The organism is Dyadobacter psychrophilus (genome assembly GCF_900167945.1).
In the GTDB taxonomy this organism is placed as follows: Bacteria; Bacteroidota; Bacteroidia; order Cytophagales; family Spirosomataceae; genus Dyadobacter; species Dyadobacter psychrophilus.
Window position 1 is genome coordinate 645,635 of the sequence record NZ_FUZA01000002.1, and the last position, 14,885, is coordinate 660,519.

General features: G+C 44.2%; 17 protein-coding genes and 1 tRNA gene. 10 read left to right on the forward strand and 8 right to left on the reverse strand.

Translation table 11 applies throughout. The features are described 5' to 3' along the window. Positions 1–168: 168 nt before the first annotated feature. Together B5X68_RS09795 and B5X68_RS09800 are read right to left on the reverse strand one after the other, a co-directional pair. The gene (locus tag B5X68_RS09795) at positions 169–552 is read right to left on the reverse strand and encodes a VOC family protein (RefSeq protein ID WP_082214508.1); all 384 of its coding nucleotides are present in this window, start codon (positions 550–552) and stop codon (positions 169–171) included. A gap of 79 nt (positions 553–631) precedes the next feature. Next, positions 632–1,444, reverse strand: coding sequence for an AraC family transcriptional regulator (locus B5X68_RS09800; RefSeq protein ID WP_082214509.1), 813 nt, complete (start codon positions 1,442–1,444; stop codon positions 632–634). 96 nt (positions 1,445–1,540) lie between these two features. On the opposite strand from B5X68_RS09800, the gene B5X68_RS09805 reads away from it, so the two are divergent. Beyond that, positions 1,541–2,044 carry a DinB family protein gene (locus tag B5X68_RS09805; RefSeq protein WP_082214510.1) on the forward strand — a complete coding sequence of 168 codons (504 nt, stop codon included), beginning with the start codon at positions 1,541–1,543 and terminating at the stop codon, positions 2,042–2,044. On the opposite strand, the gene B5X68_RS09810 is transcribed toward B5X68_RS09805, so the two are convergent. From B5X68_RS09810 to budA, 3 genes are read right to left on the reverse strand one after another with little or no spacing between them, the layout of a single operon-like run. After that, positions 2,041–2,670, reverse strand: a complete 630-nt coding sequence (locus tag B5X68_RS09810; protein ID WP_082214511.1) for an HAD family hydrolase — start codon at positions 2,668–2,670, stop codon at positions 2,041–2,043. The genes B5X68_RS09805 and B5X68_RS09810 overlap by 4 nt on opposite strands. Positions 2,671–2,678: 8 nt before the next feature. Beyond that, a complete protein-coding gene (locus tag B5X68_RS09815; RefSeq protein ID WP_141110249.1) occupies positions 2,679–3,701 on the reverse strand; it encodes an alpha/beta hydrolase in 1,023 nt (340 codons plus the stop codon). A 37-nt stretch (positions 3,702–3,738) separates the two neighbouring features. Further along, complete coding sequence (budA, locus tag B5X68_RS09820) at positions 3,739–4,551, reverse strand: acetolactate decarboxylase (RefSeq protein WP_082214513.1); 813 nt, start codon at positions 4,549–4,551, stop codon at positions 3,739–3,741. 241 nt (positions 4,552–4,792) lie between these two features. On the opposite strand from budA, the gene B5X68_RS09825 reads away from it, so the two are divergent. From B5X68_RS09825 to B5X68_RS09845, 5 genes are all read left to right on the forward strand, one after another. Continuing rightward, positions 4,793–6,001: a dipeptidase gene (locus B5X68_RS09825; protein ID WP_082214514.1), complete on the forward strand. Its 1,209-nt coding sequence runs from the start codon at positions 4,793–4,795 to the stop codon at positions 5,999–6,001. Positions 6,002–6,124: 123 nt separating this feature from the next. Beyond that, complete coding sequence (gene glgB / locus B5X68_RS09830; protein WP_082214515.1) at positions 6,125–8,134, forward strand: 1,4-alpha-glucan branching protein GlgB; 2,010 nt, start codon at positions 6,125–6,127, stop codon at positions 8,132–8,134. A gap of 114 nt (positions 8,135–8,248) precedes the next feature. After that, positions 8,249–8,932, forward strand: coding sequence for a hypothetical protein (locus B5X68_RS09835; RefSeq protein WP_082214516.1), 684 nt, complete (start codon positions 8,249–8,251; stop codon positions 8,930–8,932). A gap of 19 nt (positions 8,933–8,951) precedes the next feature. Then, positions 8,952–9,623 (forward strand): NUDIX hydrolase, encoded by a 672-nt coding sequence (locus tag B5X68_RS09840; RefSeq protein WP_082214517.1) that lies wholly within the window; start codon positions 8,952–8,954, stop codon positions 9,621–9,623. Between the two features lie 105 nt (positions 9,624–9,728). Beyond that, positions 9,729–9,803, forward strand: a tRNA-Arg gene (locus B5X68_RS09845). Positions 9,804–10,134: 331 nt separating this feature from the next. Here B5X68_RS09845 and B5X68_RS28900 read toward each other — a convergent pair. Beyond that, positions 10,135–10,278 (reverse strand): hypothetical protein, encoded by a 144-nt coding sequence (locus B5X68_RS28900; protein WP_170916617.1) that lies wholly within the window; start codon positions 10,276–10,278, stop codon positions 10,135–10,137. An 18-nt stretch (positions 10,279–10,296) separates the two neighbouring features. Here B5X68_RS28900 and B5X68_RS09850 point away from each other — a divergent pair, with 18 nt between their 5' ends. Beyond that, entirely contained in the window at positions 10,297–10,803 is a 507-nt protein-coding gene (locus B5X68_RS09850) for a cupin domain-containing protein (protein ID WP_082214518.1), read from the forward strand. Positions 10,804–10,927: 124 nt separating this feature from the next. On the opposite strand, the gene B5X68_RS09855 is transcribed toward B5X68_RS09850, so the two are convergent. Then, positions 10,928–11,251, reverse strand: coding sequence for a cupin domain-containing protein (locus B5X68_RS09855; RefSeq protein WP_082214519.1), 324 nt, complete (start codon positions 11,249–11,251; stop codon positions 10,928–10,930). Positions 11,252–11,272: 21 nt separating this feature from the next. After that, positions 11,273–12,064 (reverse strand): SDR family oxidoreductase, encoded by a 792-nt coding sequence (locus B5X68_RS09860; RefSeq protein WP_082214520.1) that lies wholly within the window; start codon positions 12,062–12,064, stop codon positions 11,273–11,275. 141 nt (positions 12,065–12,205) lie between these two features. Here B5X68_RS09860 and B5X68_RS09865 point away from each other — a divergent pair, with 141 nt between their 5' ends. From B5X68_RS09865 to B5X68_RS09875, 3 genes are all read left to right on the forward strand, one after another. Continuing rightward, entirely contained in the window at positions 12,206–12,586 is a 381-nt protein-coding gene (locus B5X68_RS09865) for a winged helix-turn-helix transcriptional regulator (protein ID WP_082214521.1), read from the forward strand. Positions 12,587–12,909: 323 nt separating this feature from the next. Next, on the forward strand, positions 12,910–13,671 hold the full coding sequence (locus B5X68_RS09870) for a hypothetical protein (RefSeq protein ID WP_082214522.1): 762 nt from the start codon (positions 12,910–12,912) through the stop codon (positions 13,669–13,671). Positions 13,672–13,687: 16 nt separating this feature from the next. Next, positions 13,688–14,797 (forward strand): ThiF family adenylyltransferase, encoded by a 1,110-nt coding sequence (locus tag B5X68_RS09875; protein WP_082215296.1) that lies wholly within the window; start codon positions 13,688–13,690, stop codon positions 14,795–14,797. The last annotated feature ends 88 nt before the right edge of the window (positions 14,798–14,885 follow it).

The window sequence follows — 14,885 nt, forward strand, 5'->3', positions numbered from 1 at the left end:
TAATCCCTCTGGGATTTCCGTTGACACGGATATATTGTTGCTACCAATATTTTATCCCTCCGGGATTATCGAAATATAAATCGCGGAGCGATGGAATATTGGTAGAAACAATACATTGACCGCACGAACCAAAATCCCGGAGGGATGTAATGGGAAACCGCGTGCACGTTATTTCTGCTCAGCCGGGGCGTATTTTACCAGGTCGATACCGATGCCGTTCGGGTCGACAATGGCGAAGTGGCGGTCGCCCCAGGGTTCGTCCCGAAGTTCAATTTTGATCTCAGCTCCTTTCTTTTTAAGGTCTCTGTAAAGCTTGTCAACGTCCTTAACCTCAATGGTCAGAAACACTCCCTGCCCGGTGAACGGCTTATGAAAAAGTGGCTGCTGGGAGGTGTGTTCGGGCAACAGGAAGCTGATTTCGGCCTCGCGCCCAGGCGTGTGCAAGAGCAAATAAAATTCGTTTTCGAATGTCACACCGAAACCAAGTGTTTTTGTATAAAAAGCTTTTGTTTCAGCGATTTTAGACGTGATAATGCCTGCATTAAGTTTCATTTTTCCGGCTGTTATTGGTTAATAATATGTTACAAATTTCCCTGAATTGGAAGCCATAACATTGTAAAAATCGGACAAATCACCTTCCGAAGGCTCTGCCCGGCGTCACGCCATATAAATTCTTAAACTCTTTGATGAAATGCGCCTGGTCGTAATAACCGTCAAAGAACAGCTTGTTTTCCCGCAAACTTTGCTGCGACGGTTTGGCGCGGAGAATGTTCTGAAACCTGACAACCTTGCTGAATGTCTTGGCCGAGTCGCCGATGTAATACGAAAAAAGCCGCCGCAGCTGACGAGGGCTGACGCCGGTGTCAAGGTCTGTCTCGACATTGATAACCCCAAAATTTTTCAGGATAATGGATAGTGCACTATAAAAACGCCGGTCGTGATCGAATTTTACATTTGCCAGTAACTGGATGAAATAATTATCAAAAAGAGATCTGATAGTATCCGCGGAAAGGCTGTTATGGAAATGCGTGCGGATAAATTTTGCGGTTGCCGGGATCACTAGTTCCAATTGTTCATACCGATTGCTTAGCTCCGCAGCATTAACCCGGAAAAGTTGTGGAAACATGGTGGGCAGAAAGCGCACGCCAACGTAATTGAAATTATTATCCAGCGGAAACTCAGTATATTTTTTACAAAATCCCATTACATAACTGTCTGCTGGATCTGTCAGCTCAAAAAAAATGTCGATGCAGCCGTCGGCGACCACGCGGTAATGGAATGGTTCCTCCAACGCTTGGGAAGTTTGTAGCTGCCAGTAACAGTAAATGTAGTTTTGGAGACGCAAATCGGGTAAGAATTCAACGTAGTTGACATGTTTCGCCGACTGCTTTACGGTGGGCTGAATGGGTTTGTAAAGCTGTCTTATTTCTGCTAACTCCCTCAAAACTGTACGTTTTAGATTTAGTAATGTGCTGAATGTCCGATGGTTAAAAATTACCGGGCATTATTTTTTTGACTTTACAAATAAAAACTAAACGCTATGGAAAACAAATCTTTTGCGCTTGCCTACATTCAGGAAATAGAGGCAGAGTACACTTCCACAAGGAAATGTCTCGAAAGAATTCCTGAAACAGTGTACAATTTCAAACCGCATCCCAAGTCAATGGAAATGGGTTACCTCACATTGCTCGTCGCCGAAATTCCGCTATGGGTTGCGGTGATGGTGGAAGAAGGAGAAATCGATTTCGTGACCTTCAAACATATGGATGTGAGGGAAAGAGAAGCCGTAGTGAGGCATTATGATGAAAATATTGAACGAGCTAAAGCGGCTTTGCAAAATGCGACAGAAGACGACCTTGCAAAGGAATTCAGACTAAAAAACAAGGGCGAACTGTTGTATGCACAGCCCATGATCGCTGCCGTGGGATCAACGATCAACCATTGGGTTCATCACAGGGGCCAATTAACTGTTTATATGCGGCTGAATGACATTGCGGTTCCTTCAATTTACGGCCCTTCCGCAGATGACAAAGGGTTTAGCTAAACCCGTTCGAACCTTTCTTTCTTTAAATCTTCCAGGATTTCTTTGGTCGATTCGAAACCAGTATGGTGAAAAGCGCGCAGACCGAGTTTTTTAGCCATGTTGGCAAACATGATGCGGTCATCGAAATACACACATTGACTGGGTGTTGCCTGTGCAATGCCCATTGCGAGTTCAAAAATGCGCGGGTCCGGCTTGCGCATTTTGACCTCGCAGGATGAAATGAAGGCATCAAAGGCCGTATGAAGTTTGAATTTCTGAACGCGGTAATCGTTCAATTCCTTGCCTTCATTATTAATAGAAATGATACGAAAGCCGCAATCTCTTTTCCATTCTTTGAGCCAGGCAAGCATCCCCGGAAGCTCGACGGACTGCGCGTACATAAACTCTTTAAAATCTTCACGAACAAAATCCCTGGGATGGTTGAAGATCACCGTGTCCAAATATTGGTCCAGGTTAATGCTTCCAATTTCATAAACATTGAAAATGAAATTATGGAGCTGGTCCATTTCCTTGTAATCCAGCCCGAATTTTTCGGCCGCCAGCAACCGGGACTCATGGCCCCAACCGTTGCTCAGCAGCACGCCGCCGATATCGAAAAAAAGAATTTTGAGGTCGCTGATTTGCATGTGTTTGATTATTTTACGTTCCGCTTGGCCCAGTTGAATATCGTTGAATACACTTCTTCCCTGACCGGTTTCCGGGAAAGGATGAGGTCGTGCATGCCGCCCTGGATAGCCTGAATGCTGTATTGCCCGACGATATTTTGAGCCTGTTTTGCTATTTCTTCCACATTAAGGACGGCATCTCCGGTGAACATGACATCGCTCCACTTTTTCTCTTCAATCGATTTTGCGGAATGGAGCACCAGGACAGGCTTATTGATCTGTAAACCCTGCGCTAATTTGAGTTGCCCCAAATGGATGGCCCTGATCCACCCGAAGTTGACAGGCGGCGCAATGTGTGGTTTCCATCCGAGGTTATAACTCCACTCCCCGTGGGCATCTTTATGCAAGCTCTCTCCGTATAAGGGACTAAGCCCGGCGCTGATTGTGGTTTCCGGATGCTTTTCCGCTCTCTTAACAATGACAGGAATGGCCGTTTTCTTTAAAACTGATTTGACATTCAGATCAAAAAACGGACTGTTCAATAAAATGGCGTCAAACATTTCTTTTCCGCCGCGCTCGGCCGCGTAAAGGGAGACGGTTAAGCCGCCGGTGGAATGTCCGCTTAGCAGAACCTTGTCTGATCCTTCGCTTTTTATGATATTTAAGACCGTATCAATGTCCGCGAAATATTCAGAAAGGTCGCGCACATTATTGAACTTCTGATTGGCCAGGTAAGACCTTCCGTATTTGCGTAAATCTACCGCGTAAAAATTATAACCTTCCTTAATGAATCGCTCGGCCATCTCTTCCTGGAAAAAATAGTCGTTAAAGCCATGCACATAAAGCACCGCCTTATCACTTTTTTCAGGTGTTTGTTTTTTGATCACTGTACAAGTTACACTGCCTTCATAATCAGAAGGTTGTACAATGGTTGCTTGTTTGAAGCCGTGCCCCAGAATGTCAGCGAAATAAGTAACTTGTCCGTACGACGAGCTGCAACCTAAGAGGGTTAAGGTGCAGCATAAGAGTATGTTTTTTGATAAAAAATACATGGTTATTAAGAATCTCCATCGGGGCAGAAACATAAAATTACTCGATTTTTTTCAGTTCAGCACCGCGGTCCGGTTTAAGGTTTACATTCAGAAACTCCGCATTAGTGTTATTTTCAATGGTAAAACCTTTGGCAAAATCAATTTCTACGGCAACGGCATCTGTATTAAACTTAAAAATATGACCGCCCGCCTTCAAATCATCTGCAATGTAATGCAGGTGAAAGCCGGGAACATTGGTTCTGGCCAGATAGGGCGGGAGCAGGAACCCAACGCAGGTGCCGGTGGTGTTATTGTAGTTGAAAAGTTTCTGGTTTTCGCCTAAATGTGCCGTCAGCGTGGTGTAGGGAGGCTTTGCCGGACTGGCTGCTCGCGTCGTCATTGTGGAAAATGAACCAGTGATTTTGATGGCATATATGGTGTTTGCGTTTAATTTCTCGACCAGATATTCCTGCAGCTTCTCGTAACTCAAATTCGGTTCCTTGAAAAAGATCGTTGTATCCGCCTTGAAAAATTTAACAAAAGCAGCGGAAGTGCTGTCGCTGTCGGAAACCTCCTTAACAATGCCCTCAGCGCTCATTTTATACACTTTTCCTTTCAGCATAATCAGTTCGCCATCGACTTTATTGAATGTACCCACACCAAAATCGCCTTTTGGTTTTAAATCTCCGATTCTCAAATCCCCGTCAAAAACGCCAGCCATTAAGGCATCGATGATGGAATATTGGTACATAAAATCCGAACCTGTCCCCGAAACCGGCATTTTTGCCGATCGGCAGCATATCAGAGAAATGGAAAGAAATGCGGCCAGGAAAATGGACGTCACATGGCAATTGGTAAAATAATTCTTCATAGAAATGATACGGAGATCGTTAGATTTCGGGCCTTCCCGTTCAGTTAAAACGCAAAACAAATTTCGTCTACTCACAATCATAAATTCAACAGCCTGCGGGCATTATCGGAATTTTGACATTAATAGAACCTTGTCGATGTTAATTAGGAGAAAAGTAAGGAAAAGCTGCGCATAGTTGATATTTTAGAAAAAAAGGTTCAACTTAAAAACAGTTAGATACCTTAACCAATCACTCCTTAAAATGAAAAAGCTTCTACTAATGCTTTCCCTGCCTGTGCTCTCATTCGGGCAAAATGAGGGTGTTACCATGTCGCCAAAGGCCGCGAAGATCCACGCAAAAGCGCTCACCATTGACACCCACGCCGACGTTCCTATCAACATGATGAAGCCGGGCTTCGACATTGCGGTGGAGCACGATTACGAAAAGGACCGGTCGCAAATTGACTTTCCGAGAATGATCAAAGGCGGAATGGACGGCATGTTCTTCGCCGTTTATTTAGGGCAGGGCAAAAGATCTGAGGAAGCAAATGCAGAAGCCAAGAAAAAAGCACTGGCGATTTTTGACAAAATACACGAATCAGTCAAGCTGAATCCAGCAGTGGCCGGCATTGCAACGACTTCAAAAGACGCATACAGACTACAAAAAGAAGGAAAGCGCGCCGTTTTTATCGGCATGGAAAATGGCTGGCCGATCGGAAAGGATTTGTCAAGCATTAAGCAATACTACGATCTCGGCCTGCGATATGTGACCCTCTCGCACTCCTCAAACAATGATATTTGCGATTCTTCCACCGACGGTGACGGCCCCGAGCACAATGGTTTGAGTGCTTTTGGTGAGGAAGTTGTCAAGGAAATGAACAGGCTGGGAATGATGGTCGACATCTCCCACGTGTCAGATTCCACATTTTATGATGTGATCAAGCTTACAAAAGCCCCGGTAATTGCATCGCATTCCTCGTGTCGCGCATTATGCGATGTCCCGCGCAATATGACAGATGATATGATCAAAACCCTGGCAAAAAACGGTGGCGTAATCCAGATCAATTTTGTTCCTGGTTTTGTCAAAAAGCCTTCTCAGCCGCATGAAATGTCACTGAAAGCGTTGCGCTTGAAAATTCGCCAGACTGATTTGTCAGATGCAGATAAAAAGGCACTTCGTGATGAAATGAAAGCTATTAATGAGAAATACAAGTCGGATATGCCAACATTGAAAGAGGCTGTTGACCACATTGAGCACGTGATCAAACTCACTTCCGTAGATCATGTGGGCATAGGCATGGACCTGGACGGAGGCGGAGAGGTGATCGGCCTGCATGATGTGAGCCAGATCGGCGGCATTACAGAAGAGCTTGTACAGCGAGGTTATTCTGCAAAGGACATCGAAAAGATTTGGGGCGGTAACATTATGCGGGTTTTGGATCAGGTAGAGAAAGCAGCGGGCGCCATGTAATATGCTGCTGTATCTGACGGATTTAGCAATTAGGGCTAAAAAAATATATACATTTTAAGAAATAGTTTAATAAAATTGTAAATCTTACATGCTCATAGGAATTATTAAAATTGTGTATTGCAAATGGCTAAGTTAACTGGTAAGAAAAAGACAGACTCAACTTCTGATCCCGCTGAGAGCAAGGCGGACATTGTCAGCGACCGAGAGTTGAATGCGGTAGAAACGATAAGCCGTTTTACAGATTTTGATATCCACCTCTTTCGCCAGGGCAAGCATTTCAAGCTTTATGAAAAGCTGGGCTCACACGTCATGGATTTTAAAGGCGTTACCGGAACCTACTTTGCGGTTTGGGCTCCTAATGCTTCTTATATATCGGTTGTAGGAAATTTTAATGGCTGGAACCAGGGTGCACATTCACTTGCTCCGCGTTGGGACAGCTCGGGAATATGGGAAGGCTGGATTCCCGACGTGGGCGTAGGAGAAGTTTACAAATATTACATTGTAGCTGAAAACGGCCAGTCGCAGGAAAAATCAGATCCTTTTGCACTCTGGTGCGAAGTTGCTCCGCGTACGGCCTCCATTGTGTGGGATACGTGGTACGAATGGGGTGACTCGGATTGGATGAAGGTTCGCAAAGAGAAGAACAAGCTCAATGCTCCCATTTCAGTGTATGAAGTACATTTGGGTTCATGGCAACGTGATCCGTCCGATCCGGAAAGGTATTTGACTTACAAAGAAATTGCCGTAAGCCTCGTTCCATATGTTAAGGAAATGGGCTTCACGCACGTAGAACTGATGCCGATCATGGAGCATCCCTATCCGCCGTCGTGGGGTTACCAGATCACCGGTTATTTTTCCTGCGCGTCCAGAATGGGCACGCCGCAGGAACTGATGTATCTTATTGATCAGCTTCACCAGGCAGGAATCGGCGTTTATGTAGACTGGGTTCCTTCCCATTTTCCAGGCGATGCGCATGGACTTTTCCGTTTCGACGGCACGTCGCTCTACGAGCATGAAGATCCGCGCAAAGGTTACCATCCCGACTGGAAGAGCTATATTTTCAACTATGGCCGCAATGAAGTAAGGTCGTTTTTGATCAGTAATGCTATTTTCTGGCTGGATCGCTATCACACGGACGGCCTTCGTGTGGATGCCGTTGCTTCCATGCTTTATCTCGATTATTCAAGAAAGCACGGCGAATGGATTCCGAATGAATTCGGCGGAAGGGAAAACCTGGAAGCAATTTCTTTACTGCGCGAAATGAATGTGGCTGCTTACACAGAATTTCCTGACATTCAAACCATTGCCGAAGAATCAACCGCGTTTCCAGGCGTGTCCCGTCCTGTATTTGTAGGCGGACTTGGTTTCGGGATGAAATGGATGATGGGATGGATGAACGATACATTGAAGTATTTTGAAAAAGACTCAGCATTCCGGAAATGGCACCAGGACCAGCTGACATTCAGCCTGGTATATGCATTTTCTGAAAACTTCATGTTGCCCTTCTCGCATGACGAAGTGGTTTACGGCAAGAAATCGCTGATCAATAAAATGCCCGGTGATGAATGGCAGAAGTTTGCGAATTTGAGATTAATGTTCACCTATATGTTTACCCATCCAGGTACGAAGCTCATGTTCATGGGTTGTGAATTCGGGCAAACCTCTGAATGGGCATTTCAGCAAAGTTTGGACTGGCATTTGCTGGAAAACCCGATGCATAAGGGAATGAAAGACTGCGTGACCGCTCTGAATAAATTATATAAAACGGAGCCGGCCATGTATGACTTTTCATTCTCCCACGATGGTTTCGAATGGATTGATACGCAGGACCGGGAAAACTCGGTTTTGGTTTTTGCCAGAAAGGCTATAGACCCAAGTCAGAATGTGGTTGTCGTACTCAATCTGACGCCGGTTCCGCGCATCGGTTACCGCGTTGGCGTGCTAACAGAAGGCAGCTGGCAGGAAATATTTAACTCAGATGCGGCCGAATTTCAGGGAAGCGGCGTAATTAATTTTGATCCCGTTACTTCAGAAGCGCATCAATGGCATGGCAAAGCGAACTCTGTAATCCTGGACCTGCCGCCGATGGGAGCAATTGTACTCAAGAAAAATGCGGCAACAAGACGAATATAATTAGTTTTCGGCCGTTTACTTAAATTGTCAGCATACTTAAGGCAGAGAAGCAGATCTCTGCCTTATTTTTTTGTACATTTTTTTACCTTTGCCCATCACATCATTTAAAAATCAATGAAAAGCTTCCGATTAATAGTACTTTTTATTTTTATTGGTTCAATTCAGGGGTTTACACAAAGTCTTTCCCGTGTAACCTCAGGCATTGATCTGGGGCTCGGATATCAGGAGGACGAATGGGTGCCGGCAGCTTTGTATCACCAGGAATTAAGTCTGGCCAACTTTCAATGGTTCAGAATAGGCTGGGGCGTGCGGACCTGGGGTTATTATGCAGGCAGGACAAATTTATTACCAAAAGACAACGCATTGTCTCGGGATACACTTGAATTTGGACGATTGACAGCGAATGGTTTAAGTTTTATCCTTGGTGCAAACGTCAGGTTATGGAGATTTGACGTTGGCGCAAATACAGACATTTTTGGCATCGTATTTGGATTGAGGAGAAACGGATTATATACCAAACCAGGCTTCTCAGAAGGAGAAGGCGCTAAATATTACAATGCTTATGTAAAAAGCAATCCCAGCACATTAAACCTTTTACCACTTGCGCTGGATAACCAGAACGGGAATTCGGAGGTTTTCCTGCGCTATTGGATCACCGACCGCATAGGCGTAAAACTGGCTTATATGGCGGGACGCATTACCTACGCAACCGAAGCCAAACTGGACAACGGGCAGAAGCGTTTCAGCAAAACCTACGGCGTCCCAAACCTTTCCATTTCATTTCCATTATATAATTAATAAGCACACATTTCCTGTCATGAGCGAAAAGCTTACCGATTCTCATAAATACAAACTCTGGAAGGGCAAGCTTGAAAGCAATGGCCTCGACATTCATCGCATCGATGAGCTTTACAGTCGCAGGAACGGCCATGGAGAAGTGCTCTTTTCATTGCTGTATACAGATGCCACCACTCCCGAAGGCAACAAAATTCCACCTATTTGTTTTCTGAAAGGCGAAGTTGTCAGCGTATTAATCTGTTTTGTTGACATAGACAGTCGGGAAAAATATTTGCTGCTTGTTCAGCAAAGGAGGATTTGCGACGGATCAATGACCTTTGAACACCCTGCGGGAATGCTAGACAGCGAAAGCGATGCTGCCGCAGTTGCAGCCAGGGAAGTGTTTGAAGAAACAGGAATTTTGGTTCAAAAAGAGCAACTGACAAAGGTTAATGATAAACCTTTTTATCCTTCGACCGGCACCAGCGATGAAGCCATGTACATGTTCTACTGCGAGCTGGAATTGAGCGCAGAAATGATCCGTTCATACCACAACCAAACGCAAGGACTACTTTCCGATCACGAGTATATCAACACCCATGTAGTTCCATTCGCGGAAGGTCACAAGCTGATTACCAACGTGAACGGGATTTTACTCGATTATTTGTATTTGAAAGGCGTCCAGGACTGGGACCTTTTGAAGCAACTTTAAATGACAGGGCAAACGGAAATTTGGAAAACATTTCTTTCTGCAATTGGTCATAATTGAAAATAGCGGCTATATTTGCACCCCATTACCGGCCAGAAGCCGCACCAAGCACCCATAGTTCAATGGATAGAATTTCGGTTTCCGGTACCGACGATATGAGTTCGAATCTCGTTGGGTGCACCACACGAGACAAAGCCAGATTTTCTGGATTTGTCTCGTTTTTTTGCTCTATAAGTCCCTTATTTTCTGATATATATAAGGTCGACGCCCTCACTAATTCTTGGAGTTCGAAATGCTTTTCCATCAAAATGTAGATTTTAAGGAAACATCGAACTTATTTTTCGCCTTCGATCTTCAACTGATCCATTTTCGTATAAAAAGTCTAGCTTGGACAATTTCAGCAGACTTTGTTTCCTTTTGGGCTATAATGGGCCACTGTTAGAAGGGCTTTATCTGTAGTCCACTTTTCCATGAAAATTTTGATTATAGGTCAGCTCAACTGACTGAGATGTGTTTAATTAAGCGCATGCCCGTATAGAAAATCGGGATGCAGCAAAAGCCTCCAGCCACTGCCGCAATCCTGGATCAGCGAATTTAAATCATCGAGCTCGATTAAAATCCTGACATTGAATAGATAAACCATTGCTGCACCTTTCATAAATAAACAATTATTCATATGGAAAATACAAAGCCTGCGCCAATCACAGTAGACCCGGAAGGCGGCGAAATATTATCAGTAGCAGGGGGCAACTATCGGATACTTGTTTCGGGTAAGCAAACCAACGGGGCGTTTTCGACGATCGAAATGCTGGTACCGCCGAAAAATGGCCCGGGACCGCATTCTCATGCAAATTTTCATGAGTCTTTTTACATCCTTGACGGTGAAGTTGAAGTGCATTCCGAAGCTGGGTCCTATACGGCAAAGAAGGATTCATTTGTTGTGGTACCCGAAGGAGGCATCGTGCATTATTTTAAAAACGTCAGCGATAAGCTGGCTCGATTACTTTGCATCGTTGTGCCTGCCGGGCTGGAAGAATTTTTTGAGGAAATAGGCAAGCCAGTAGCTGTTGGTGAGTTTCTTCCGCCGCAGCCAATGGATCCTGAATCTATTAAAAAAATACAGGCCATTGCAGAAAAGCATGGTCAGGTAATATATCCGCCCGACTTCCTTGAAAATAAATAGTCAACTCTAAGTTCCATCTTTTATGAAGTTGGTTCTTGGTGCCACTATGGAGTCCGTGGAAATACTGGGAGCGCTTTGTTGACAGCAATAGAAATTGGGAATGGCTAATGTTAGCCATTCCCAATTATCCCGTAACTTTTAATGACTGTATTAATCCATCAGCTATTTCCATGTGATAAGTTAATACAATAGGGCTTCCGGGAAAATTTCCCGAAGTTTCTGCCATCAAAAGGCTTTCCGTTTCTTTTTCCTCAAAGCCGACAGGCTTTATAGTCGCCTTGTATCGCTCGTTGGAATCGGCAATCCAACGTTCTATTTCTTTTTTTCCATTGTGCGTTTTTCCTTCGTCAAACACTACGGCTGTTTCAGAAAAGCAATTTGCGTATGCGACGCTATCAAAGCTGTTTTGCGTTTCTACTAAATCGGCTACTACTTTTGGTAAGTTCATTTTTGTTTTTTTTTGAGGCGGTTAAATAGTGGGAACAGTTCCGCCGTCAATGACATATTCTGTCCCTGTGAGGTAGCTTGCTCTTGGCGAAACCAAAAAACCGACAAATTCAGCCACTTCTTCTGGTTGGGCAGGTCTCCCGAACGGAATTCCACCTAGTGCATCCATTACACCCTGTTGCGCTTCTTGTACCGTACTATTCGCGTTTCTTGCAATTTCGCCCAGCCAGGCTTCCGAAGCTGTGGTATTTATCCAGCCTGGCGAAACAGTCAGCACCCGCACACCCGAAGATGCAACCCCGTTGGATAAGCTTTTACTGTAATTTCTCAATGCTGCTTTTGCAGCTGCGTATGGCAAAGTTGAATCGTACAAAGGCAGTATGCCCTGTATGGAAGCAATGTGAATGATAACACCACTTTTTCGATCGACCATTTGTGGTAAAAATCCTCTGTCCAGCCGAACCGGGGCAAGCAAATTGGCCTGTAACGTTGATTCCCAATCTTCATCACTCAACACAGCAAATCCACCAGCAGGCGTTGATGACGATCCAAGGTTGTTTACCAGAATATCCAGCCTTCCATAAGCGGATAGCACCTCGCTGACCACCTTTTGTGATCCGTCTGCCTTACTTAAATCAGCGGAAATGAAATGCAACTTTTCGTTTTCCTCTTCCGGCGCATTCCTTGCGGTAATAATAACGGTTGCACCAGCTTGCAAAAGCCTCTCTGCAATTGCTCTTCCTGCTCCTTTTGTACCCCCGGTTACCAGGGCAATTTTACCTGATAATTCATTGTCGAAATTAAATTGTTCCATTGTATTGTCCTTTGGTTAAAAATGAATGATAGGACAAAATTGGCGTGTAAATGAAGTTTAGACAAGTACGGAATTACGATTCATATAGGGATAAATTGATCCCCTATTGCACTAACTGATACATACGCTTAATTTTGAAATATGTATGAGAGAAAGACAACACCAAACCTGAATTGCGGACTTGACCTGATCGGTGAAGTACTTTATGGCAAATGGAAAATCCGCTTGCTGTGGTTTATTGACCAGGGTTATCAACGACCGAGCGAATTGCAACGTAAAATCCCCGACGCTTCCCGCAGGGTTCTGAATATCCAGTTGAAAGAATTGGAAGATCATGAACTGGTTACAAGGAAAATTTATCCCGTCGTACCACCAAAAGTAGAATACAGCCTGACCGATTTTGGAAAAACGTTAATCCCCGTGATTGCCACATTGGGTCAGTGGAGCGATGAACACGAAGAGCGGTTGCGGGAGGTGATTTTGAAACAGCCGGTAAGTTCTGATATTGACGTACGCAATTAGTTGATCAGTATATGAACGAACAATCCATCAATACGCTGGTGATGAAATGATAGTCTGCTGGAAATAAAAGACGGATAAAAAAATGATAACATTATTGAATGCTTTTTCGCAATGAAGCGCAAACTGAATAATCATTGTCCTGCATTCCTATTTAATAATTTTTTATACTTATTAAGAATTATTGAAAAACTGCGGTTTGAGCGGGAGGTAATTTTGTTGCGCCGATGCCATTTTGATTTAACTCTTTGCAAAAGGGGATTTCAATTATTTAAAGTTTTAGACCATCGGCGCGAAACATTTTAAATCATTTAATTCCAGCTCCAATGTCATTCAACTTTCACCATTTAATTGAAAACTTCGAACTCAGAGAACTCAGAAGTGAGACGGATATCGTAGATCACCTTGCTTTGCGACGAGAGATCTATAAAAAGGAGTATTCCCGCGAATACAGGGACAATCAATATGATTTGCTACCCAGTGATTGGAAAGCAAACTTGATCGGGATATATTCCCGGGGAGAACAAATCGCAACGATTAGGGTTGTGAAAAGACACGTTAACAGATCGATTGAAAAACAGCTGCAGAACATTAATCAAAAGTTTCACCTCCAAATCCAGCCCGATTTATCCGATGTTCTGCCAACTGAATATGCATTTGATGTAAACTCAGAAAGATGCCCGGTTTACAATGATGCAACTGTCGAACTCAGCAGGGTTGCAGTAGCAGATGCGTATAGAGGAATAGGTTTGTGCCGGTTTGCAATGCTGGCAGCGATCGGAATTTCGATTTTGGACAAGGCTGAATATTGTCTTTATTCTTGCTCGACGAGCGCAGTAAAATTTCATGAAGATCTGGTGCCCATGATGGAGAATATCACGGCAATGCAAAAAGAATATGGTTATCCAGGATTTAAATTCCCGACATCGTCTGCGGCTGTCCTATCTGCAATCCAACATATTTCGCCAAAACAGATGAACCAGGCTATTCTTGCCGGCACTGTTTGCAGATATGGAATTGGTGTGTTAGGAGATAATTTTTTCGGGAAAACCGATGCCGTTCAACAACTTCCATCTTTCGCTTTATAAATCTTCACACCAATACATGGATTCAATAACGAATTATACCCAAAATATTTCAGAGCAATTAAGCATCACTTTTAAACCGCTGATATTCCGGCTGGTTGATTTAGATGACAAAGAAAGGTTGGACCTTTTGCTCGAACGAGATGCTGATGTTTTAGTATTTGATACGATTTACGATCAGCTTATAGAGCTCATAAAGATTGAAAACGCGGGCGTCAGATTGAGTCAGAAGCAGGCAGAAGAGGGTCTTCAAAACCATCTTAATGGCCGGGACTTGCAAGAATACGGTGTCTGGGTCTTTTACCCATGGAGCCGCAGGCTGGTGCACCTGCTTGACCGTGAAGAGTTCTATAAAGTGCGGACCAACCGGAATAACTGCAAGATCACCAATCAGGAACAGCAGGTTTTGTCAACCAAAAAAGTGGGCATCATTGGCTTGTCGATTGGACATGCCGTCGCCATGACGCTGGCCACAGAACGCTCCGTCGGCGAACTGCGCCTGGCTGATTATGATCAAATTGAACTTTCAAACCTGAACCGGATCCAGACGAGTACGCACAATTTGGGCATCAATAAGGCTATCGTTGCGGCCAGGGCCATTGCAGAAATTGATCCGTTTATCAATGTCCATGTATATCGGGATGGAATTTCGGAAATCAATATTGATCAGTTTCTGACGGAGGGAGGAAAGCTTGACCTGTTGGTGGAGGTTTGTGATGGCCTGGACATTAAGTTTATGGCGCGACATCGGGCGCGCGCATTTGAAATTCCGGTTGTGATGGATACAAGCGATCGGGGAATGATTGATATTGAGCGTTTCGACATGGAGCCGCAACGCCCGATATTTCACGGATTATTGAAAGATTTTGATACAAACACCATGACGAAACTGACAACAGAACAGAAAGTAAAATTGGTGGGTGAGATCATTGATACGAATAACATTTCAGATCGCTTGAAATTTTCAATGACCCAGATTGGTAAGACAATCCTATCCTGGCCCCAATTAGCTTCCGCCGTGGCACTGGGTGGCGCTATCACCGCCGATACTTGCCGCAAAATCCTCCTGGATGTCAATGTTAAATCAGGACGATATTATGTTGACATTGACAAGATAGTTGGAGTTTAAGTTGTTCACTTATCGGCACCAGAATTACGATGTGAGAAGAAGTAACGTTAATGAAATGGATTTAGTAAATAACAAATAAAACCGCCAT

Coding starts and splice junctions, on each gene's coding strand:
- B5X68_RS09795 (WP_082214508.1), bottom strand. CDS start 552: ATGAAACTTAATGCAGGCATTATCACGTCTAAAATCGCTGAAACAAAA.
- B5X68_RS09805 (WP_082214510.1), top strand. CDS start 1,541: ATGGAAAACAAATCTTTTGCGCTTGCCTACATTCAGGAAATAGAGGCA.
- B5X68_RS09810 (WP_082214511.1), bottom strand. CDS start 2,670: ATGCAAATCAGCGACCTCAAAATTCTTTTTTTCGATATCGGCGGCGTG.
- B5X68_RS09815 (WP_141110249.1), bottom strand. CDS start 3,701: ATGTATTTTTTATCAAAAAACATACTCTTATGCTGCACCTTAACCCTC.
- budA (WP_082214513.1), bottom strand. CDS start 4,551: ATGAAGAATTATTTTACCAATTGCCATGTGACGTCCATTTTCCTGGCC.
- B5X68_RS09825 (WP_082214514.1), top strand. CDS start 4,793: ATGAAAAAGCTTCTACTAATGCTTTCCCTGCCTGTGCTCTCATTCGGG.
- glgB (WP_082214515.1), top strand. CDS start 6,125: ATGGCTAAGTTAACTGGTAAGAAAAAGACAGACTCAACTTCTGATCCC.
- B5X68_RS09835 (WP_082214516.1), top strand. CDS start 8,249: ATGAAAAGCTTCCGATTAATAGTACTTTTTATTTTTATTGGTTCAATT.
- B5X68_RS09840 (WP_082214517.1), top strand. CDS start 8,952: ATGAGCGAAAAGCTTACCGATTCTCATAAATACAAACTCTGGAAGGGC.
- B5X68_RS28900 (WP_170916617.1), bottom strand. CDS start 10,278: ATGAAAGGTGCAGCAATGGTTTATCTATTCAATGTCAGGATTTTAATC.
- B5X68_RS09850 (WP_082214518.1), top strand. CDS start 10,297: ATGGAAAATACAAAGCCTGCGCCAATCACAGTAGACCCGGAAGGCGGC.
- B5X68_RS09855 (WP_082214519.1), bottom strand. CDS start 11,251: ATGAACTTACCAAAAGTAGTAGCCGATTTAGTAGAAACGCAAAACAGC.
- B5X68_RS09860 (WP_082214520.1), bottom strand. CDS start 12,064: ATGGAACAATTTAATTTCGACAATGAATTATCAGGTAAAATTGCCCTG.
- B5X68_RS09865 (WP_082214521.1), top strand. CDS start 12,206: ATGTATGAGAGAAAGACAACACCAAACCTGAATTGCGGACTTGACCTG.
- B5X68_RS09870 (WP_082214522.1), top strand. CDS start 12,910: ATGTCATTCAACTTTCACCATTTAATTGAAAACTTCGAACTCAGAGAA.
- B5X68_RS09875 (WP_082215296.1), top strand. CDS start 13,688: ATGGATTCAATAACGAATTATACCCAAAATATTTCAGAGCAATTAAGC.